This is a genomic window from Pseudomonas sp. Pso3, assembly GCF_055393275.1.
The window spans coordinates 3104921-3121788 of sequence record NZ_AP043687.1; the positions used below are offsets into that span (position 1 = coordinate 3104921).

General features: G+C 67.3%; 16 protein-coding genes. 9 read left to right on the forward strand and 7 right to left on the reverse strand.

The features are described from left to right. Positions 1–486, forward strand: coding sequence for a GNAT family N-acetyltransferase (locus ACZ5R1_RS14685; RefSeq protein WP_108581908.1), 486 nt, complete (start codon positions 1–3; stop codon positions 484–486). Between the two features lie 591 nt (positions 487–1077). Here the strand turns inward: ACZ5R1_RS14685 and codA are convergent. Both codA and codB read right to left on the reverse strand, forming a co-directional pair. Then, positions 1078–2319, reverse strand: a complete 1242-nt coding sequence (gene codA / locus ACZ5R1_RS14690; RefSeq protein ID WP_042135569.1) for a cytosine deaminase — start codon at positions 2317–2319, stop codon at positions 1078–1080. A gap of 10 nt (positions 2320–2329) precedes the next feature. Continuing rightward, positions 2330–3592: a cytosine permease gene (codB, locus tag ACZ5R1_RS14695; protein ID WP_027602796.1), complete on the reverse strand. Its 1263-nt coding sequence runs from the start codon at positions 3590–3592 to the stop codon at positions 2330–2332. Between the two features lie 198 nt (positions 3593–3790). Here codB and ACZ5R1_RS14700 point away from each other — a divergent pair, with 198 nt between their 5' ends. From ACZ5R1_RS14700 to ACZ5R1_RS14735, 8 genes are all read left to right on the forward strand, one after another. Next, positions 3791–4708: a 3-hydroxyacyl-CoA dehydrogenase family protein gene (locus ACZ5R1_RS14700; protein WP_464712454.1), complete on the forward strand. Its 918-nt coding sequence runs from the start codon at positions 3791–3793 to the stop codon at positions 4706–4708. After that, a complete protein-coding gene (locus ACZ5R1_RS14705) occupies positions 4705–6141 on the forward strand; it encodes a sigma-54 interaction domain-containing protein (RefSeq protein WP_197850748.1) in 1437 nt (478 codons plus the stop codon). The genes ACZ5R1_RS14700 and ACZ5R1_RS14705 overlap by 4 nt, the downstream gene beginning before the upstream one ends. 360 nt (positions 6142–6501) lie before the next feature. Further along, positions 6502–7896 carry a GntP family permease gene (locus ACZ5R1_RS14710; protein WP_464712455.1) on the forward strand — a complete coding sequence of 465 codons (1395 nt, stop codon included), beginning with the start codon at positions 6502–6504 and terminating at the stop codon, positions 7894–7896. Between the two features lie 10 nt (positions 7897–7906). After that, a complete protein-coding gene (locus tag ACZ5R1_RS14715) occupies positions 7907–8659 on the forward strand; it encodes a 3-hydroxybutyrate dehydrogenase (RefSeq protein ID WP_464712456.1) in 753 nt (250 codons plus the stop codon). A gap of 19 nt (positions 8660–8678) precedes the next feature. Next, the gene (locus ACZ5R1_RS14720) at positions 8679–9380 is read left to right on the forward strand and encodes a CoA transferase subunit A (RefSeq protein ID WP_007162850.1); all 702 of its coding nucleotides are present in this window, start codon (positions 8679–8681) and stop codon (positions 9378–9380) included. A gap of 1 nt (position 9381) precedes the next feature. Beyond that, positions 9382–10008 (forward strand): CoA transferase subunit B, encoded by a 627-nt coding sequence (locus tag ACZ5R1_RS14725; protein WP_007162849.1) that lies wholly within the window; start codon positions 9382–9384, stop codon positions 10006–10008. 12 nt (positions 10009–10020) lie between these two features. Then, the gene (locus ACZ5R1_RS14730) at positions 10021–11202 is read left to right on the forward strand and encodes an acetyl-CoA C-acetyltransferase (RefSeq protein ID WP_464712457.1); all 1182 of its coding nucleotides are present in this window, start codon (positions 10021–10023) and stop codon (positions 11200–11202) included. A gap of 180 nt (positions 11203–11382) precedes the next feature. Continuing rightward, on the forward strand, positions 11383–12804 hold the full coding sequence (locus ACZ5R1_RS14735; protein ID WP_144946177.1) for a short-chain fatty acid transporter: 1422 nt from the start codon (positions 11383–11385) through the stop codon (positions 12802–12804). Between the two features lie 56 nt (positions 12805–12860). Here the strand turns inward: ACZ5R1_RS14735 and ACZ5R1_RS14740 are convergent, their stop codons facing one another. The 5 genes from ACZ5R1_RS14740 to ACZ5R1_RS14760 form a co-directional block, all read right to left on the reverse strand. Beyond that, positions 12861–13085 (reverse strand): hypothetical protein, encoded by a 225-nt coding sequence (locus ACZ5R1_RS14740; RefSeq protein WP_007159037.1) that lies wholly within the window; start codon positions 13083–13085, stop codon positions 12861–12863. Between the two features lie 132 nt (positions 13086–13217). After that, positions 13218–13970 (reverse strand): TerC family protein, encoded by a 753-nt coding sequence (locus tag ACZ5R1_RS14745; RefSeq protein WP_464712458.1) that lies wholly within the window; start codon positions 13968–13970, stop codon positions 13218–13220. A gap of 111 nt (positions 13971–14081) precedes the next feature. Further along, a complete protein-coding gene (locus ACZ5R1_RS14750; RefSeq protein ID WP_007159039.1) occupies positions 14082–14897 on the reverse strand; it encodes a quaternary amine ABC transporter ATP-binding protein in 816 nt (271 codons plus the stop codon). Continuing rightward, positions 14894–15745 (reverse strand): ABC transporter permease, encoded by an 852-nt coding sequence (locus ACZ5R1_RS14755; RefSeq protein WP_027602790.1) that lies wholly within the window; start codon positions 15743–15745, stop codon positions 14894–14896. The genes ACZ5R1_RS14750 and ACZ5R1_RS14755 overlap by 4 nt, the downstream gene beginning before the upstream one ends. A gap of 1 nt (position 15746) precedes the next feature. Further along, the gene (locus tag ACZ5R1_RS14760; RefSeq protein WP_042135584.1) at positions 15747–16706 is read right to left on the reverse strand and encodes an ABC transporter substrate-binding protein; all 960 of its coding nucleotides are present in this window, start codon (positions 16704–16706) and stop codon (positions 15747–15749) included. Positions 16707–16868: the final 162 nt, after the last annotated feature.

Below are 16868 nucleotides of genomic sequence, written 5' to 3' on the forward strand. Positions count from 1 at the left end.
ATGACCTCCCAGATCCGCCCCGCCCGCCGCGAAGACGCCACCCGCATTCACGAACTGATCGTCGAACTGGCCGACTATGAAAAGGCCGTCCACGAGGTGCTGGCCAGTCCGGCCCAGATCGAGGCGACGCTGTTCGCCGCCGACACCCCGACTCGGGCGCTGGTCGCTGAGCACGACGGCGTGGTGGTGGGCTATGCCGTGTATTTCTACAGCTATTCCACCTGGCTGGGCCGCAACGGCATCTACCTGGAAGACCTCTATGTGAGCCCCAGCGCCCGCGGCACCGGCCTGGGCAAGGGCCTGCTGCGCGAACTGGCCCGGGAAGCGGTGGCCAACGACTGCGGCCGCCTGGAATGGAGCGTGCTGGACTGGAACACCCCGGCCATCGACTTCTACGAAAGCCTGGGCGCCGAGGCCCAGAGCGAATGGGTGCGCTATCGCCTGGATGGCGCAGCGCTGCGGGATTTCGCCGAGAGTGGGCGGTAGGATTCACAGGTTGAATTGAGCACCAGCGAAGCCCGACGCGATGGGACGCGACATGGGTAATGTTGGTTGCGGTTATGGCGATCCGCTGTTGCCGGGGGACGCCGATCGCGGCCATGGGCCGCTCCTACGGATTCCGATTCCCCTGCAGGAGCGCCCCATGGCCGCGATCAGCGCCTTAGCGTGGAAAACGGCGTAGCCTTTTCCACCGGGGACTGCGGCATGAGGCGCGCCCTCACCCCAGCCCTCTCCCAGAGGGAGAGGGGGGTTGTCCGAATGGGTATCAGTGTCGTAGCGCCGTAGCGTGGAAAACGGCGTAGCCTTTTCCACAGGGGACCGCGGCATGAGGCGTACCCTCACCCCATCCCTCTCCCAGAGGGAGAGGGCGTTGTCCGAATGGGTATCAGTGTTGTAGCGCCGTAGCGTGGAAAACGGCGCAGCCTTTTCCACAGGGACTTTGGCATGGGGCGCCCTCACCCCAGCCCTCTCCCTGAGGGAGAGGGGGCTCTGTCCGAGTGAAAATCAGATCTTTGCCAGCCCTGAAAATCGCAGGCGACCGGCACAAGCCTGTCCGCATCGGCGGACCGCCACCCGTTACCGATCCGCCAGTTCCACCTGTGCCGGGCGGCGCTGCATCAGCACCTTGCCGTTACGGATGGAGTACAGCGGCAGGCCCTGGCTGCGGACCATCTCGTAGTCGCTGTCGGCGGAGAGCACCAGCAGGTTGGCCGGTCGCCCCTCCTCCAGGCCGTAGCGATCGCCCAGGCACAGGGCCTTGGCGCTGTTGACCGTGACCAGATCCAGCGCCGATTGCAGGTTGCGATAGCCGAGCATGTGGCAGATGTGCAGTCCCGCTTCCAGCACCCGCAGGATGTTGCCGTTGCCCAGCGGATACCAGGGATCGACGATGGAATCCTGGGCGAAGCAGACGTTGAGGCCGGCCTCCAGCAACTCGTTGACCCGGGTCACGCCGCGACGCTTGGGAAAGGTGTCGAAGCGGCCCTGCAGGTGGATGCTCTCGGTCGGGCAGGAGATGAAGTTGATGCCGGCGTGGGTCAGCAGGCGGAACAGCTTGGCGCAGTAGGCGTTGTCGTAGGAGCCCATGGCGGTGGTGTGGCTGGCGGTGACCCGCGAACCCATGCCGCGGCTGCGCGCCTCTTCGGCCAGCACCTCGAGAAAGCGCGAATGGGGATCATCGGTCTCGTCGCAATGGACGTCCACCAGGCAGCCGGTGCGCTCAGCCAGGTCCATGAGGAATTTCACCGAGCTCACGCCCTGGTCGCGGGTGTATTCGAAGTGCGGGATGCCGCCGACCACATCCGCGCCCAGGCGAATGGATTCCTCCATCAGCTCGCGCCCGTTCTTGAAGGACTCGATGCCCTCCTGGGGAAAGGCGACGATCTGCAGGTCGATCAGGTGGCCGGTCTCCTCGCGTACCTCCAGCATGGCCTTAAGTGCGGCCAGCGACGGATCGGTGACGTCGACATGGGTGCGCACGTGCTGGATGCCGTGGGCGGCGAGGGCGCGGATGGTGCGTGTGGCGCGGGTCTTGGTGTCTTCCTGGGTGATGGTGGCCTTGCGCTCGCCCCAGCACTCGATGCCCTCGAACAGGGTGCCGCTCATGTTCCAGCGCGGCTCGCCGGCGGTCAGGGTGGCGTCGAGGTGGATGTGCGGCTCGACGAAGGGCGGCACCACCAGGTTGCCAGCGGCGTCGATGTCGTCCGGCCCTACCGCAGGCGGCATGAGCTGCTCGGCGATGGCGGCGATGCGTCCGCCTTCGAGGCGGATGTCATACAGGCCTTCGCGGTCACGCAGGCGGGCGTTGAGGATGCGCATGGTCGATCTCCTAGAGCGAAGCGGGGGCGGCGGCACGACGACCGCGACTCAGGCCATTGAACACGCCATAGCCGAGCGCCGCCACCCCGATGCCCACCAGGGGCGCCACCCAGGGCGAACCGAAGGCGGCGATGGTGCCCAGGCCGTAGGCCGCCAGCCCCGGCCAGTTGTAGTGCGGCAGGCGGGCCTCGGCGAGCAGCGGATAGCGCCCGCGATGGCGCAGCCAGAAGTCGGCGACGATCACCCCGCCGATGGGCGGGATCACCGTGCCGAGCAGTACCAGATAGGGCACCAGCAGGTCGTACATGCCCAGCACGGCCAGGGCGGTACCGATCAGGGCGCCGGCAAGGGTCACCGTCTTGCGGCGGCTGGTACGCACCAGATTGCAGCCGGCCACGGCGAAGTTGTAGATGGTGTTGTCCTGGGTGCTCCAGATGTTGAGCAGCAGCATGGCCAGGGCGGCGGTGGCGAAGCCCTGCAGCATCAGCACCTCCACCACGTCCGGCTGCTGGTAGACGATGGCGCCATAGGCGCCGATCAGCACCATCAGGCCGTTGCCGATGAAGAAGCCGATCAGGCTGGCCAGCACCGCCACCCGGGTGGAACGGGCGAAGCGAGTCCAGTTGGTGGCCTGGGTGGCGCCGCTGACGAAGGTGCCGAACACCAGGGTGATGGCGGTGGACAGGTCCAGGCTGGCGCTGGGCTGGATCGCCAGCAGGCCGGCCAGGCCGCCGGCCTTGGCGGTGGTCACGCTCATGGACAGGATCAGCAGCAGCGCCATGGCCGGCACGGCGATCCAGGAGAGGATCTCCAGGCCGCGGTAGCCGATGTAGGCGGTGGCGCAGAAGCCCAGGCCGAACACCGCCATCAGCGCCAGCACCGCGCCCTGCTCCAGGCCGAAGTACCTGCCCAGCACCACGGCAGCGGTGGCCGTCCCCCAGGCGTACCAGCCGATCTGGGTGAAGCCGAGGATGAGGTCGCACAGCTTGCTGCCGCGTTCGCCAAAGGCGAAGCGCCCCATCAGTACCGAGTTGAGGCCGCTGCGACAGGCGATATGGCCGAGGGCGGCGGCATAGAGACCCAGCAGCAGATTGCCGAGGGCGATCACCCACAGCAGGTCGGTGAAACCGAAGGCCACCCCCAGCTTGCCGCCGGCGAACATGGTGGCGGTGAAGAAGGTGAAGCCCAGCAGCACCATGGCCAGGGAGGCCAGCCCCTTGCGGGCGTGGGGCGGGACTTCGCTCAGGGGATAGTCGTTGCCGGCGTTGCTCATAAGGCATTCCTCGGGATGGGCGTACCTGACCCTTAGCAGTGGCCGTGCCAGGCTCCGCCAAGCGGCATGGCAGAGGCCAGGGCGCCCTCGCCGGCCGGCCCCTGGAGCCCGGCTTTGGTGCAAGGCACAGCCCCGTGCCTTGGCCGGGGGCGGTCAAGTGTGAGACGGTTGCCGCGGCCGCCTCACAAGGAAAAGATCATGACCACGCCACGTCTCGCCGTCCTGGGTTCCGGTCTCATGGGCATCGGCATCGCCGTACACCTGGCGCGCCACGGCCATGCCGTGCAGCTGCAGGACGTCGACCCCGCCCGCCTCGCCGAGGTGGCCGCCACCGCGCGCACCCTGCTCGCCGAGCTGGAAGAAGCCGACATCGCGGTGGACACCGAGGCAGTCATCGCCCGCCTCAGCACCACCACCGAGCTGGCCGATCTCGCCGACTGCGACCTGCTGTTCGAAGCCGTGCCCGAGCGCCTGGAGCTCAAGCATCGCCTCTATGCCCAGCTCGAAGCCATGCTGCGCCCGGACGCCCTGATCGCCAGCAACACCAGCGGCCTGCCACCGGACGAGTTGGCCGCGCACCTGCGCCATCCCGAGCGCCTGCTGATCGCGCACTTCTGGAATCCACCGCACTTCATTCCCCTGGTGGAGCTGGTGCCCGGCACGGCCACCCTGCCCGCCCATCTGGAATCCATGTGCCTAATGCTGGAAGCCGCGGAACTGGAAGCCGTGGTCCTGCAGCGCGCCATTCCCGGCTTCGTCGGCAATCGCCTGCAATTCGCCCTGCTGCGCGAGGCCCTGCACATCGTGCAGAGCGGCGCGGCGGACGCCGAGACGGTGGACCGGGTGATGCGCGCCTCCCTGGGTCGGCGCTATGCCATGGTCGGGCCGCTGGAAACGGCGGACATGGGTGGCCTGGATACCTTTCGCGACATCGCCCGGCATCTCTGGCCGACCCTGGCGCGGGACGAATCCCCACTGCAGCTGCTGGAAGACCAGGTGGCCGCCGGCCGTACCGGCCTGCGCAGCGGCCACGGCTTCCATGAGTGGGACGCGGCGCGGCGCGAGCGCATCGTCCAGCGTCGCCTGCACCAGCTGCGCCATGCGCTGAAGCCATGAGCCGCACCCCGCCGGGTCTGCCCGGGCTGGAAGACTACGCCGACATCCGCCAGCGGGCGATCCGCTCGCTGTTCGAGATCATCGAGCAGACCAGCAACGGCACGGTGATCGTCGACCGCGAGGCGCGCATCGTCTGGATCAACCAGAGATACGCCCAGCACTTCGGCCTGCCGGATGCCGCCGCCGCCATCGGTCAGCCGGTGGAACAGATCATTCCCCACAGCCTGCTGCGCGAGGTGGCGCGCAATGGCCAGCCGATCCTGCTGGACATGCTGGAGACCCGCAACGGACCGCTGGTGGTGATGCGCCTGCCGATCCATACCGACGAGGGCGAACTGATCGGCGCCATCGGCTTCGCCCTGTTCGACCAGTTGCAGCAACTGGCGCCGCTGGTGACCCGCTACCTGCGCATCCAGGAAGAACTGGCCACCACCCGGCGCTCGCTGCAGCATGCGCGCACCGCCAAGTACGGCTTCGGCCACTTCGTCGGCAGCGGCCCGGCCAGCCTGGAGGTCAAGCGCCGCGCCCGGCGCGCGGCCGCCAGCGAGGCCGCGGTACTGCTGCTGGGCGAAACCGGCACCGGCAAGGAGTTGCTGGCCCACGCCATCCACGGCGCCTCGCCACGGGCCGGGCGGCCCTTCGTCAGCATCAATGCCGCGGCCATCCCGGAAAGCCTGCTGGAAGCGGAATTCTTCGGCACCGCGCCGGGCGCCTTCACCGGTGCCGAACGGCGCGCCCGCCCGGGCAAGCTGCAGATCGCCCAGGGCGGCACCCTGTTTCTCGACGAGATCGGCGACATGCCCCTGGCCTTGCAGGCCAAGCTGCTGCGGGTGCTGCAGGAAAAGGAGTACGAACCCCTGGGCTCCAACGAGGTGCTGGCCTGCGACGTGCGCATGATCGCCGCCACCTCCCGCGACCTGGAGACCGCCGTGGCCGAGGGACGCTTTCGCGCCGATCTCTATTACCGCCTCAACGTGCTGCCGATCCGCATCCCGCCGCTGCGTGAACGCCTGGACGACCTGGCGCTGCTGGCCGAGGCCATCCTCGACGGGCTGCCGCAGGTGGGCGGACAGTCGACGCCCGACCTCACCGCCGACGGCCTGGCCCTGCTGCAGCGCCAGCCCTGGCCCGGCAATGTGCGCGAGTTGCGCAACGTGCTGGAGCGCGCCGTATTGCTGGGCGACGACAGCCAGCTGGACGCCGCGGCGCTGGCGGAGGCCTTGGGCGTTTCCGCCGAACTGCCAGCCAAGCCTGTGACGAGCGCTACCGGCGAAACCTACGCCGAAGCGCGCCAGCGCTTCGACCGGGAATTGTTCCAGGCGACCCTGGCCGCCTGCGGCGGCAAGGTGGACGAAGCCGCCCGGCGCCTGGGGTTGGGGCGTTCTACGCTATATAAGAAGCTGATGGCGCTGGGGCTGATGTCTCGAATATGAGACAGATCCATAGATAGAGACAAAGCCTGTAGGAGCGGCCCATGGCCGCGATTGACGATCTATCGCGGCCATGGGCCGCTCCTACAGATTCATGCGCACGCTGGGTGGAGAAGGCTTTATCGTCGAAGCCCAACATGGCCGGCGTCGGGCCGTTGTTGGGCTTCGCTGCGCTCAAGCCAACCTACGGGGTCCAGCTTTTGAGACAAAATGGCGGTAATTGGCAGCGATCAAAATAAAAATCCATACAAAACAATAACCTATGAATCTGGCACGGTTCTGGCTCCTGCATTCGGGCGATCTCTGCATCGCCCTATAACAACAAGAACCGCTTCGCCCCAAGGCGAAGCTCTAGGAGAAGCCATGAGTGTCCTGATCGCACTCGCCGCCCTGGCGCTGCTGATGTTCGCCGCCTACCGGGGTTTCAGTGTCATCCTCTTCGCCCCTCTCGCCGCCCTCGGCGCCGTGCTGCTCACCGACCCGTCCGCCGTGGCGCCCGCCTTCACCGGGGTGTTCATGGACAAGATGGTGGGCTTTCTCAAACTCTATTTCCCGGTGTTCATGCTGGGCGCCCTGTTCGGCAAGCTGATCGAGCTGTCGGGCTTTTCCCGCGCCATCGTCGCCGCGGCCATTCGTCTGCTCGGTCGCGAGCGGGCCATCCCGGTGATCGTCGCGGTCTGCGCCCTGCTCACCTATGGCGGCGTCTCGCTGTTCGTGGTGGTCTTCGCCGTCTATCCCTTCGCCGCGGAGATGTTTCGCCAGAGCGACATTCCCAAGCGGCTGATCCCGGCGACCATCGCCCTGGGCGCCTTCTCCTTCACCATGGACGCCCTGCCCGGCACGCCGCAGATCCAGAACATCATCCCCACCAGCTTCTTCCAGACCACCGCCTGGGCCGCGCCCTGGCTGGGCCTGGCCGGATCGCTGTTCGTCATCGCCGTGGGCCTGACCTACCTCGGCAGCGCTCGCCGCAAGGCGCGCAACAGTGGCGAAGGCTATGCCAGCGTACCGCTGCGCAACGAACCCGAGACCGCTGCCGACCTGCCGCTGCCCAATCCCTGGCTGGCCCTGGCGCCGCTGGTGCTGGTGGGCGTGCTCAACCTCTTGCTGACCCGTTGGATTCCCGACTGGTACGGCGCCACCCATAACCTGGTCCTGCCCGGCATGGCCAAACCGGTGACCCAGGAAGTCGCCAAGCTGACCGGCATCTGGGCGGTGGAAGGCGCGCTGCTGGCGGGCATCCTGTTGGTACTGGCGACCGGCTTCGGCGCCATCCGCGGACGCCTGGCGGAAGGCAGCAAGACCGCCGTCTCCGGTGCCCTGCTGGCCGGGATGAACACGGCCTCGGAATACGGCTTCGGCGCGGTGATCGCCGCCCTGCCCGGCTTCGTGCTGTTCGCCCAGGGCCTCAAGGCCATCCCCGATCCGCTGATCAACGAAGCCGTCAGCGTGACCCTGCTGGCCGGCATCACCGGCTCGGCGTCCGGTGGCATGAGCATCGCCCTGGCCGCCATGAGCGACACCTTCATCGCCGCCGCCAACGCGGCCGGCATCCCCCTGGAGGTGCTGCACCGGGTGGCGGCCATGGCCAGCGGCGGCATGGACACCCTGCCGCACAACGGCGCGGTCATCACCCTGCTGGCGGTGACCGGCCTGACCCACCGCGAAGCCTATGGCGGCGTGTTCAAGATCACCCTGATCAAGACCGTGGCGGTGTTCTTCGTCATCGCCCTCTACTACCTGACCGGCCTCGTCTAAGGAGACAGCCATGGACCTCACCGGCAAGACCGCCCTGGTCACCGGCTCCACCAGCGGCATCGGCCTGGGCATCGCCCAGCGCCTGGCCGCCGCTGGCGCCACCCTCATCCTCAACGGCTTCGGCGATCCCGCTGCGGCCCAGGCCAGCCTGCCCGGTCGCAGTGGCTTCCACGGCGCCGACCTGTCCAGGCCGGAGGAGATCGAAGAGCTCTTCGCCTACGCCCAGCGCGACTTCGGCGGCGTGGACATCCTGGTCAACAACGCCGGCATCCAGCACGTGGCGCCGGTGGAAGACTTTCCGGTGGAGCGCTGGGACGCGGTGATCGCGCTCAATCTCTCGGCGGTGTTCCACACCACCCGCCTGGCGCTGCCGGGCATGCGCGAGCGCGACTGGGGTCGCATCATCAACATCTCTTCAGTGCATGGCCTGGTGGCCTCCACCGGCAAGGCCGCCTATGTGGCCGCCAAGCATGGCGTGGTGGGCCTGACCAAGGTCACCGCCCTGGAGACCGCCCGCACCGGCATCACCTGTAACGCGCTCTGCCCGGGTTTCGTGCTCACCCCGCTGATCCAGCAGCAGCTGGACAGCCGTGGCAGTGATCCGGACCAGGCGCGGCGCGACCTGCTCAGCGAGAAGCAGCCGTCGCAGGAATTCGTCACCACCGAGCAACTGGGCGAACTGGCGCTGTTCCTGTGCAGCCAGGCCGCTGCTCAGGTACGGGGCGCCGCCTGGACCATGGACGGCGGCTGGACCGCCCAATAACGACAAGAGGATCTCCATCATGAACAAGCTCTATCCCAACGCCGCGGCTGCCCTCGATGGGCTGGTCAGCGACGGCATCACCCTGGCCGTGGGCGGCTTCGGTCTCTGCGGCATCCCCGAGGCGCTAATCGCCGCCCTGAGAGACACCGGCGCCCGCGAACTGACCGCCATCAGCAACAACGCCGGGGTGGACGGCTTCGGCCTCGGCCAGCTGCTGGAGACCCGGCAGATCCGCAAGATGATTTCCTCCTACGTGGGCGAGAACAAGGAATTCGAGCGCCAGTACCTGGCCGGCGAACTGGAGCTGGAATTCACCCCCCAGGGCACCCTGGCCGAGAAGCTGCGCGCCGGTGGCGCGGGCATTCCGGCGTTCTATACCCGCACCGGCTACGGCACCCTGGTGGCCGAGGGCAAGGAGGTCCGCGACTTCAATGGCCAGCCCCATGTCATGGAGCTGGCGCTGACCGCCGACGTGGCCTTGGTCAAGGCGCAACGCGCCGACAAGGCCGGCAATCTGGTCTTCAACAAGACCGCGCGCAACTTCAATCCGCTGTGCGCCATGGCCGGTCGCGTCTGCGTGGCCGAGGTGGAAGAGCTGGTGGAGGTCGGCGAGCTGGATCCCGATCAGATCCACCTGCCCGGCATCTTCGTGCAGCGCCTGGTGGTCAATGCCAGCCCCGAGAAACGTATCGAGAAACGTACCCTGAGCGAGGAGAAGTAAGATGGCCTGGACCCGCGAACAGATGGCGCAACGCGCCGCCCGGGAGCTGCAGGACGGCTTCTACGTCAACCTCGGCATCGGCTTGCCGACCCTCGTCGCCAACTACATTCCCGCCGGCATGGACGTCTGGCTGCAGTCGGAAAACGGCCTGCTCGGCATCGGCCCCTTCCCCACCGCCGAGACGGTCGATCCGGACCTGATCAACGCCGGCAAGCAGACCGTCACCGCCCTGCCCGGCAGCAGCTATTTCGACAGCGCCGCGAGCTTCGGCATGATCCGCGGCGGCCACGTCAACCTCGCTATCCTCGGTGCCATGCAGGTGTCGGAACAAGGCGATCTGGCCAACTGGATGATCCCCGGCAAGATGGTCAAGGGCATGGGCGGCGCCATGGACCTGGTAGCCGGCGTGCAGCGCGTGGTGGTGCTGATGGAGCACACCGCCAAGGGCGCCCACAAGATCCTGCCGGCCTGCGACCTGCCGCTGACCGGGGTCGGCGTGGTCGACCTGATCATCACCGACCTGGCCGTGCTGGAGGTGACCGAAGGCGGTCTCAAGCTGGTGGAACTGGCCGAAGGCGTGAGCCTCGATGAACTGCGCGCCGCCACCGGCGCCCCCATCCAGGCCTGAGGAGACCCAGCCATGCAAGATGTCGTCATCGTCGCCGCCACCCGTACCGCGGTCGGCAGCTTCCAGGGCTCCCTGGCCAACGTACCCGCGGTCGAACTCGGCGCCACCGTCATCCGCGCCCTGCTGGCACAGACCGGCGTGGTGCCAGCCGAGGTGGATGAAGTCATCCTCGGCCAGGTACTCACCGCCGGCGCCGGCCAGAATCCCGCCCGCCAGGCGGCGGTCAAGGCCGGCCTACCCCACGAGGTGCCGGCCCTGACCCTCAACAAGGTCTGTGGCTCCGGCCTCAAGGCGGTGCAACTGGCCGTCCAGGCGATCCGTTGCGGCGACGCCGAGATCGTCATCGCCGGTGGCATGGAGAACATGAGCCTGGCGCCCTATGTGCTGCCCAAGGTGCGCAGCGGCCTGCGCCTGGGGCATGCCGAGCTGGTCGATTCCATGATCAGCGATGGGCTGTGGGATGCCTTCAACGACTACCACATGGGCCAGACCGCGGAGAATCTGGTGGAGAAATACCAGCTCAGCCGCGAGGCCCAGGATGCTTTCGCCGCCCGCTCCCAGCAGCGCGCCGCGGCCGCGGTGGAGTCCGGGCGTTTCCGCGAGGAGATCACCCCGGTGGCCATCCCCCAGCGCAAGGGCGAGCCGCTGCTGTTCGACACCGACGAAGGCATCCGCGCCGATACCAGCGCCGAGGGCCTGGCCCGCCTGCGGCCGGCCTTCGCCAAGGACGGCAGCGTCACCGCCGGCAACGCCTCCAGCCTCAACGACGGCGCTGCCGCGGTGCTGGTGATGAGCGCGACCAGGGCCGCCGCCCTGGGCCTGACGCCGCTGGCCCATATCGCCGCCTATGCCAGCGCCGGAGTGGACCCGGCGATCATGGGCATCGGCCCGGTCTCGGCCACCCGCAAGACCCTGGAAAAGGCCGGCTGGCAGCTGAGCGACCTGGACCTGATCGAGGCAAACGAAGCCTTCGCCGCCCAGGCCCTGGCCGTGGGCCAGGAGCTGGGTTGGGATGATGACAAGGTCAACGTCAATGGCGGTGCCATCGCCCTGGGCCATCCCATCGGCGCCTCGGGGTGCCGGGTGCTGGTGACGCTGCTGCACGAGTTGCGTCGACGCGAGGGTCGGCGGGGCCTGGCGACCCTGTGCATCGGCGGTGGCCAGGGCGTGGCCCTGGCGGTGGAGCGGCGGTAGTCGAGTGATGATGTTATCGCGGCCATGGGCCGCTCCTACAGGTCAATTCGCACCTGTAGGAGCGGCCGCATCGGCGGACCGCCATGGCCGCGATATGACCCCAACCGCGTGGAAAAGGCTGCGCCGTTTTCCACGCTACGCCTGATGTTCCCCTGAAAAACAACAACAAAAGGATCTCCCATGAGTTCAACCCCCTCCCGCGATTCGCGCAGCGCGCGGTTCGCCCTGGCCTGTTCCAACTGGGCCGAGCGCTGGTTTCCCGATTCCTGGGTGTTCGCCGTGCTCGCCGTGGCCGTGGTGGCCCTGGCCGCCCTCGGCATGGGCGCGCCGGCGGCCAAGACCGCCAAGGCCTTTGGCGACGGTTTCTGGAGTCTGATTCCCTTCACCATGCAGATGGCCTTCGTGGTCATCGGCGGCTATGTGGTGGCCAGTTCCGGTCCGGCCGGGCGCCTGATCGAGCGCCTGGCGCGGGTGCCCCGTACCGGACGTGGCGCGGTGTGCTGGGTGGCCCTGGTGGCCATGCTCGCCTCCCTGCTCAACTGGGGCCTGAGCCTGGTGTTCGGCGGCCTGCTGGTGCGCGCCCTGGCCCGCCGCGAAGAACTCAAGATGGACTATCGCGCCGCCGGCGCCGCGGCCTACCTGGGCCTGGGCGCGGTCTGGGCGCTGGGGCTGTCGTCGTCGGCGGCGCAGCTGCAGGCCAATCCGGCCAGCCTGCCGCCCTCGATCCTCGCCATCACCGGGGTGATTCCCTTCAGCCAGACGCTGTTCCTTTGGCAATCCGGCGCCCTGCTGCTGGTGCTGCTGGTGGTCTCGGCGGTGATCGCCTATGTCACCGCGCCCGGACCGGACAGTGCGCGCGATGCCCGTGCCTGTGGCGTCGACGTCACCCCGGCGCCCAAGCCGGCCGCTACGCCGACCCGTCCAGGCGAATGGCTGGAATACAGCCCGATCCTGATCATCCTGCTGGTGCTCCTGGCCGCGGGCTGGCTGGTGCAGGAATTCGCCAGCAAGCCGGCCATCGAGGCCATTTCCGGGCTGAACACCTACAACCTGCTGTTCATCTCCCTGGGCGCCCTGCTGCACTGGCGGCCGCGGCATTTCCTCGACGCCGTGGCCCGCGCCGTGCCGGCCACCACCGGGGTGCTGATCCAGTTTCCGCTGTACGGCTCCATCGCCGCCATCCTGACCAAGGTCAATGGCGCCGATGGCCAGACCCTGGCGCACCATATCGCAGCATTTTTCACCCAGATCGCCACCCACGACACCTTCGCCCTGCTGATGGGCGTCTACTCGGCGCTGCTGGGGTTCTTCATCCCCTCAGGCGGGGGCAAGTGGATCATCGAGGCGCCCTATGTGATGCAGGTGGCCAACGATCTGCAGTATCACCTGGGCTGGGCCGTGCAGATCTACAACGCCGCCGAGGCATTGCCGAATCTGATCAATCCCTTCTACATGCTGCCGCTGCTGGGCGTGCTGGGGCTGAAGGCGCGCGACCTGGTCGGCTTTTCCTTCGTGCAGCTGCTGGTCCATGCACCCCTGGTGCTGGTGCTGCTATGGCTGTTGGGGGGAACGTTGGCCTATCTGCCGCCGGTACACCCGTAGCTCGGGTGGGGCGCAGACGGTAAAGCGGGAGGGGTGGAGCGGGAGCCGGCTGAATCTCAGCCGGCGATGGCCAGGCGGGTGCTGTCGATGATGGCCTGCAGGCGGCTCGGGTTGCTGTATTCGTCGCGGTAGATCCGGCGGGTGTGCTTGGCCACGCCATGCTCGTTGACGACGATGAAGGAAAAACCACGCTTGCTGGGCGCGTCGATGACGCAGCTCATCGGCGCGAAAGCGGCGCTGAGGGCATGCATGGCGTTCTGGGCTTGGGCTTGTATGTTCATGACTTCAGTTGTAAACCTCACGTGTGACGCTGCTATGACAAAGGTCTTGACCGATAGTGCCTAGACTTGCCAGTTATTGTTAGCAATAGGCGTGCCGGAATGTAACAAGGCCTTTTCCGACACGCCCTGCCCTCACTTGCCGGCAGCCTGCTGGCGACGCTTGGCTCGCCGCGACAGCATGTTCAGGCCCTCGATCAGCGCCGAGAAGGCCATGGCCGCGTAGATGTAGCCCTTGGGCACATGGGCGCCGAAACCTTCGGCGATCAGGGTCATGCCGATCATGATCAGGAAGCCCAGCGCCAGCATCACGACGGTGGGGTTGTCGTTGATGAACCTGGCCAGGGGGTCGGCCGCCAGCAACATGACGGTCACCGCCACCACCACCGCGATCACCATCACCGGCAGGTGCTCGGTCATGCCGACGGCGGTGATGATGCTGTCCACCGAGAACACCAGGTCCAGCAGGAGGATCTGCACGATGGCCGAACCGAAGGCGAGGGTCGCCGTCTCGCCGCCCTTGCTCAGGGCGCTGTCGGGCTCGGGATCGACGTTGTGATGGATCTCCTTGGTCGCCTTCCACAGCAGGAACAGGCCACCGGCGATGAGGATCAGGTCCTTCCAGGAAAAGCTCTTGCCGAACACCTCGATGATGGGCTCGGTGAGCTGGACGATCCAGGCCACGGTACCGAGCAGGCCCAGGCGCAGGATCAGCGCCAGGCTGATGCCGATGCGGCGGCCCTTCTGCTGTTGGTGCGCGGGCAGCTTGTTGGTCAGGATGGAGATGAAGATGAGGTTGTCGATGCCCAGCACCACTTCCATCACGATCAAGGTGGCGAGAGCAGCCCAGACGGTCGGGTCGGCGGCAGGTTGTAGCAGATAGTCCATTGCGGCGCGGTTCCAGTGGGAAGAGAAAGGCCTGACAGGGTCAGGCCGCAGGTCTCACCATCAGAGCCTCGCATCTGTGAAATGCTCGTGAAGGCCTCTGCCGCAATTGTTTCAAACTGTCGCAGCGGTACGCCGCTGAACGAAGCGCGCCACATAGTCGTCGGCCGGCTGGCCGAGGATGTCCGCCGGGGTGCCCACCTGCACCAGCCGACCGTCACGCAGGATGGCGATGCGATTGCCCAGGCGCAGGGCCTCGTCCAGGTCATGGGTGATGAAGACGATGGTCTTGTGCAGGCGCTGTTGCAGCTCCAGCAGTTGCTCCTGCATCTCGGCGCGGATCAGTGGATCGAGGGCGGAAAAGGCCTCGTCCATCAGGATGATCTCGGTATCGGCCGCCAGGGCGCGGGCCAGGCCGACGCGCTGGCGCATGCCGCCGGAGAGCTGGTGCGGCCATTTGCGCTCGTAGCCGGCCAGACCCACCACCTCCAGCCAGTGCAGCGCCCGTTCGCGGCAGACCGCCTTGGGCTCGCCGCGCACCTTGAGACCGTAGGCGACGTTGTCCAGCACTCGCCGATGGGGCAGCAGGCCGAAGCTCTGGAACACCATGCTGATGCGCTGGCGGCGCAATTCGCGCAGCGCCGGCAGCGGCAGCTGGAGGATGTCCTGGCCATCGATGAGGATGCGCCCGCTGCTGGGATCGATCAGCCGGTTGAGGTGGCGCACCAAGGTCGATTTGCCGGAACCGGAAAGGCCCATGATGACGAAGATCTCGCCCTCGGCGATCTCCAGGGACAGATCGTCCACCCCCACCACGCAACCGGTGCGGGCGAGGATCTCGGCCTTGTCGTGCCCCTCGCGCAGCAGCGCCAGGGCCGCCTGTTCGCGCTTGCCGAAAATCTTGGAGACCCGCTCGACGACGATCTTCATCGCTCCACCTCATGGCGCTGGCGGCCATAGGCCTGGGTGATGCGGTCGATGACCACGGCGAGGATGACGATGGCCAGGCCGGCCTGCAGGCCCTTGCCCACGTCCAGGGTCTGGATGCCCACCAGCACCTCCTCACCGAGGCCGCGGGCGCCGATCATGGAGGCGATCACCACCATGGACAGCGCCATCATGGTGGTCTGGTTGATGCCGGCCATGATGCTCGGCAGCGCCAGCGGCAGCTGCACGCCGAACAGCTGCTGCCAGCGACTGGCGCCAAAGGCGTTGACCGCTTCCATGACCTCGCGATCGACCTGGCGGATGCCCAGGTCGGTGAGGCGGATCAGCGGTGGCGCGGCATAGATCACGGTGGCGAAGATCGCCGGCACCTTGCCCAGGCCGAACAGCATCAGCACCGGGATCAGGTACACGAAGCTAGGCATGGTCTGCATGATGTCCAGGAGCGGCATCAGCACCAGGCGCAGGCGAGCGCTACGGGCGCAGAGGATGCCCAGGGGCACACCGATGATGACCGCGATGGCGGTGGCCACCAGCACCAGGGCCAGGGTCTGCATCAGCTTGTCCCACAGCCCCAGGGCGCCGACCAAGAACAACAGGCCGGTGATCAGTAGCGTCGGCACCACCCGGCGGGTGGCGTGGGCGGCCAGGGCCGCGACGATCAGCAACAGCGCCCACCAGGGGGTGCCGCGCAGCAGGCCCTCGAGCCAGACGATGGCCTGCAGCAGGGTGTCGGAGATGGTTCGGAAGACGTCGCCGTAGCGCGTCACCAGCCAGTCGACGCCACGATTGACGGCGTCGGCGAAGGAAAAGGTCAGGCCTTCGGGAAACATCCTAGAGCGCCGCCTGGATCTTGCTGCGCGCCGCGGCGTCGGTCACCCAGGCCTGCCAGAGTTCCGGATGGGCCTTGAGCAGCGCCTTGGCGGCGGCGGGGGCGTCCTGCTTGGTTTCGGCCTGCTCGGCCAGGGTGCGGTTGAGCAGTTCGATGGGCACATTGACCCGACTCAGCACGGCCACCAGTTCGGGGGCGCCATCGTGGAAAGGCTTGGACAGGCCTGCCTGCACCTGGATGCGCTTGGCTTCGCCGTCGCGCGGCTTGAGCTGGACCATGTCGACCCGACCCAGCAGGGGCGTTGGCGACCAGTAGTAGGTGAGGATCGGCTGCTTGCGCTTGGTGGCCGAGACGATGGCCGCATCCAGCGCCGGACCGGTGCCGGGGCGGAAGTTGGTGTACTTGTCGCTCAGGCCGTAGCTCTGCAGCATCTGGGTGTTTTCCAGCTCGCAGGTCCAGCCGGCCGGGCAGTTGTAGAAGCGGCCCTTGCCCGGCTCTTCCGGATCGCGGAACAACTCGGCGTACTGGCCCAGGTCGGCGATGCTCTTCAGCTTGGGCGCCTTGGCGCCCTCGCCTTCCACCAGATAGCGCGGCACGTACCAGCCTTCGGTGGCGCCTTCGATGGGCGCGCCCACGCCGACCACCTTGCCGGCCGCGGCGGCCTTGTTCCAGGCCTCGCTGCGGCCGATCCACTCCTCGGCGAACACCTGGATGTCGTTGTTGCCCAGGGCCTGCTCCAGGGTGATGGAGTTGCCCGGGATGCTATCCACCTTGCAGTCGTAGCCGTGCTGCAGGACGAAGCCCATCAGTTCGGTGAGCAGCATGCCGCTCTCCCAGTTCACCCCGGCGAACTTGACCGGCTTGCTGGCGCACCAGCTGTCGGCTTGGGCGGTACCGGCGGCGAGCAGGCCAAGGGAAAGGCCGGCGGCCAGGAGGGAACGGCGGGGAAAGGCTGTGGGCATGGGTGGCTCCGTCTGCACTGGGAGGGCCAGGGCGGCAGAGCCGGTCCGCTGGCGATCCTATCTTGGTCAGCGCCAACGGCTCAGGGTTCAGCCAGAGGCCCTGGCACTGCCGTTACCCGCCTCGGCGGCGCTGAATCCGGGAGCCTGCTCCGGTCGATCGAT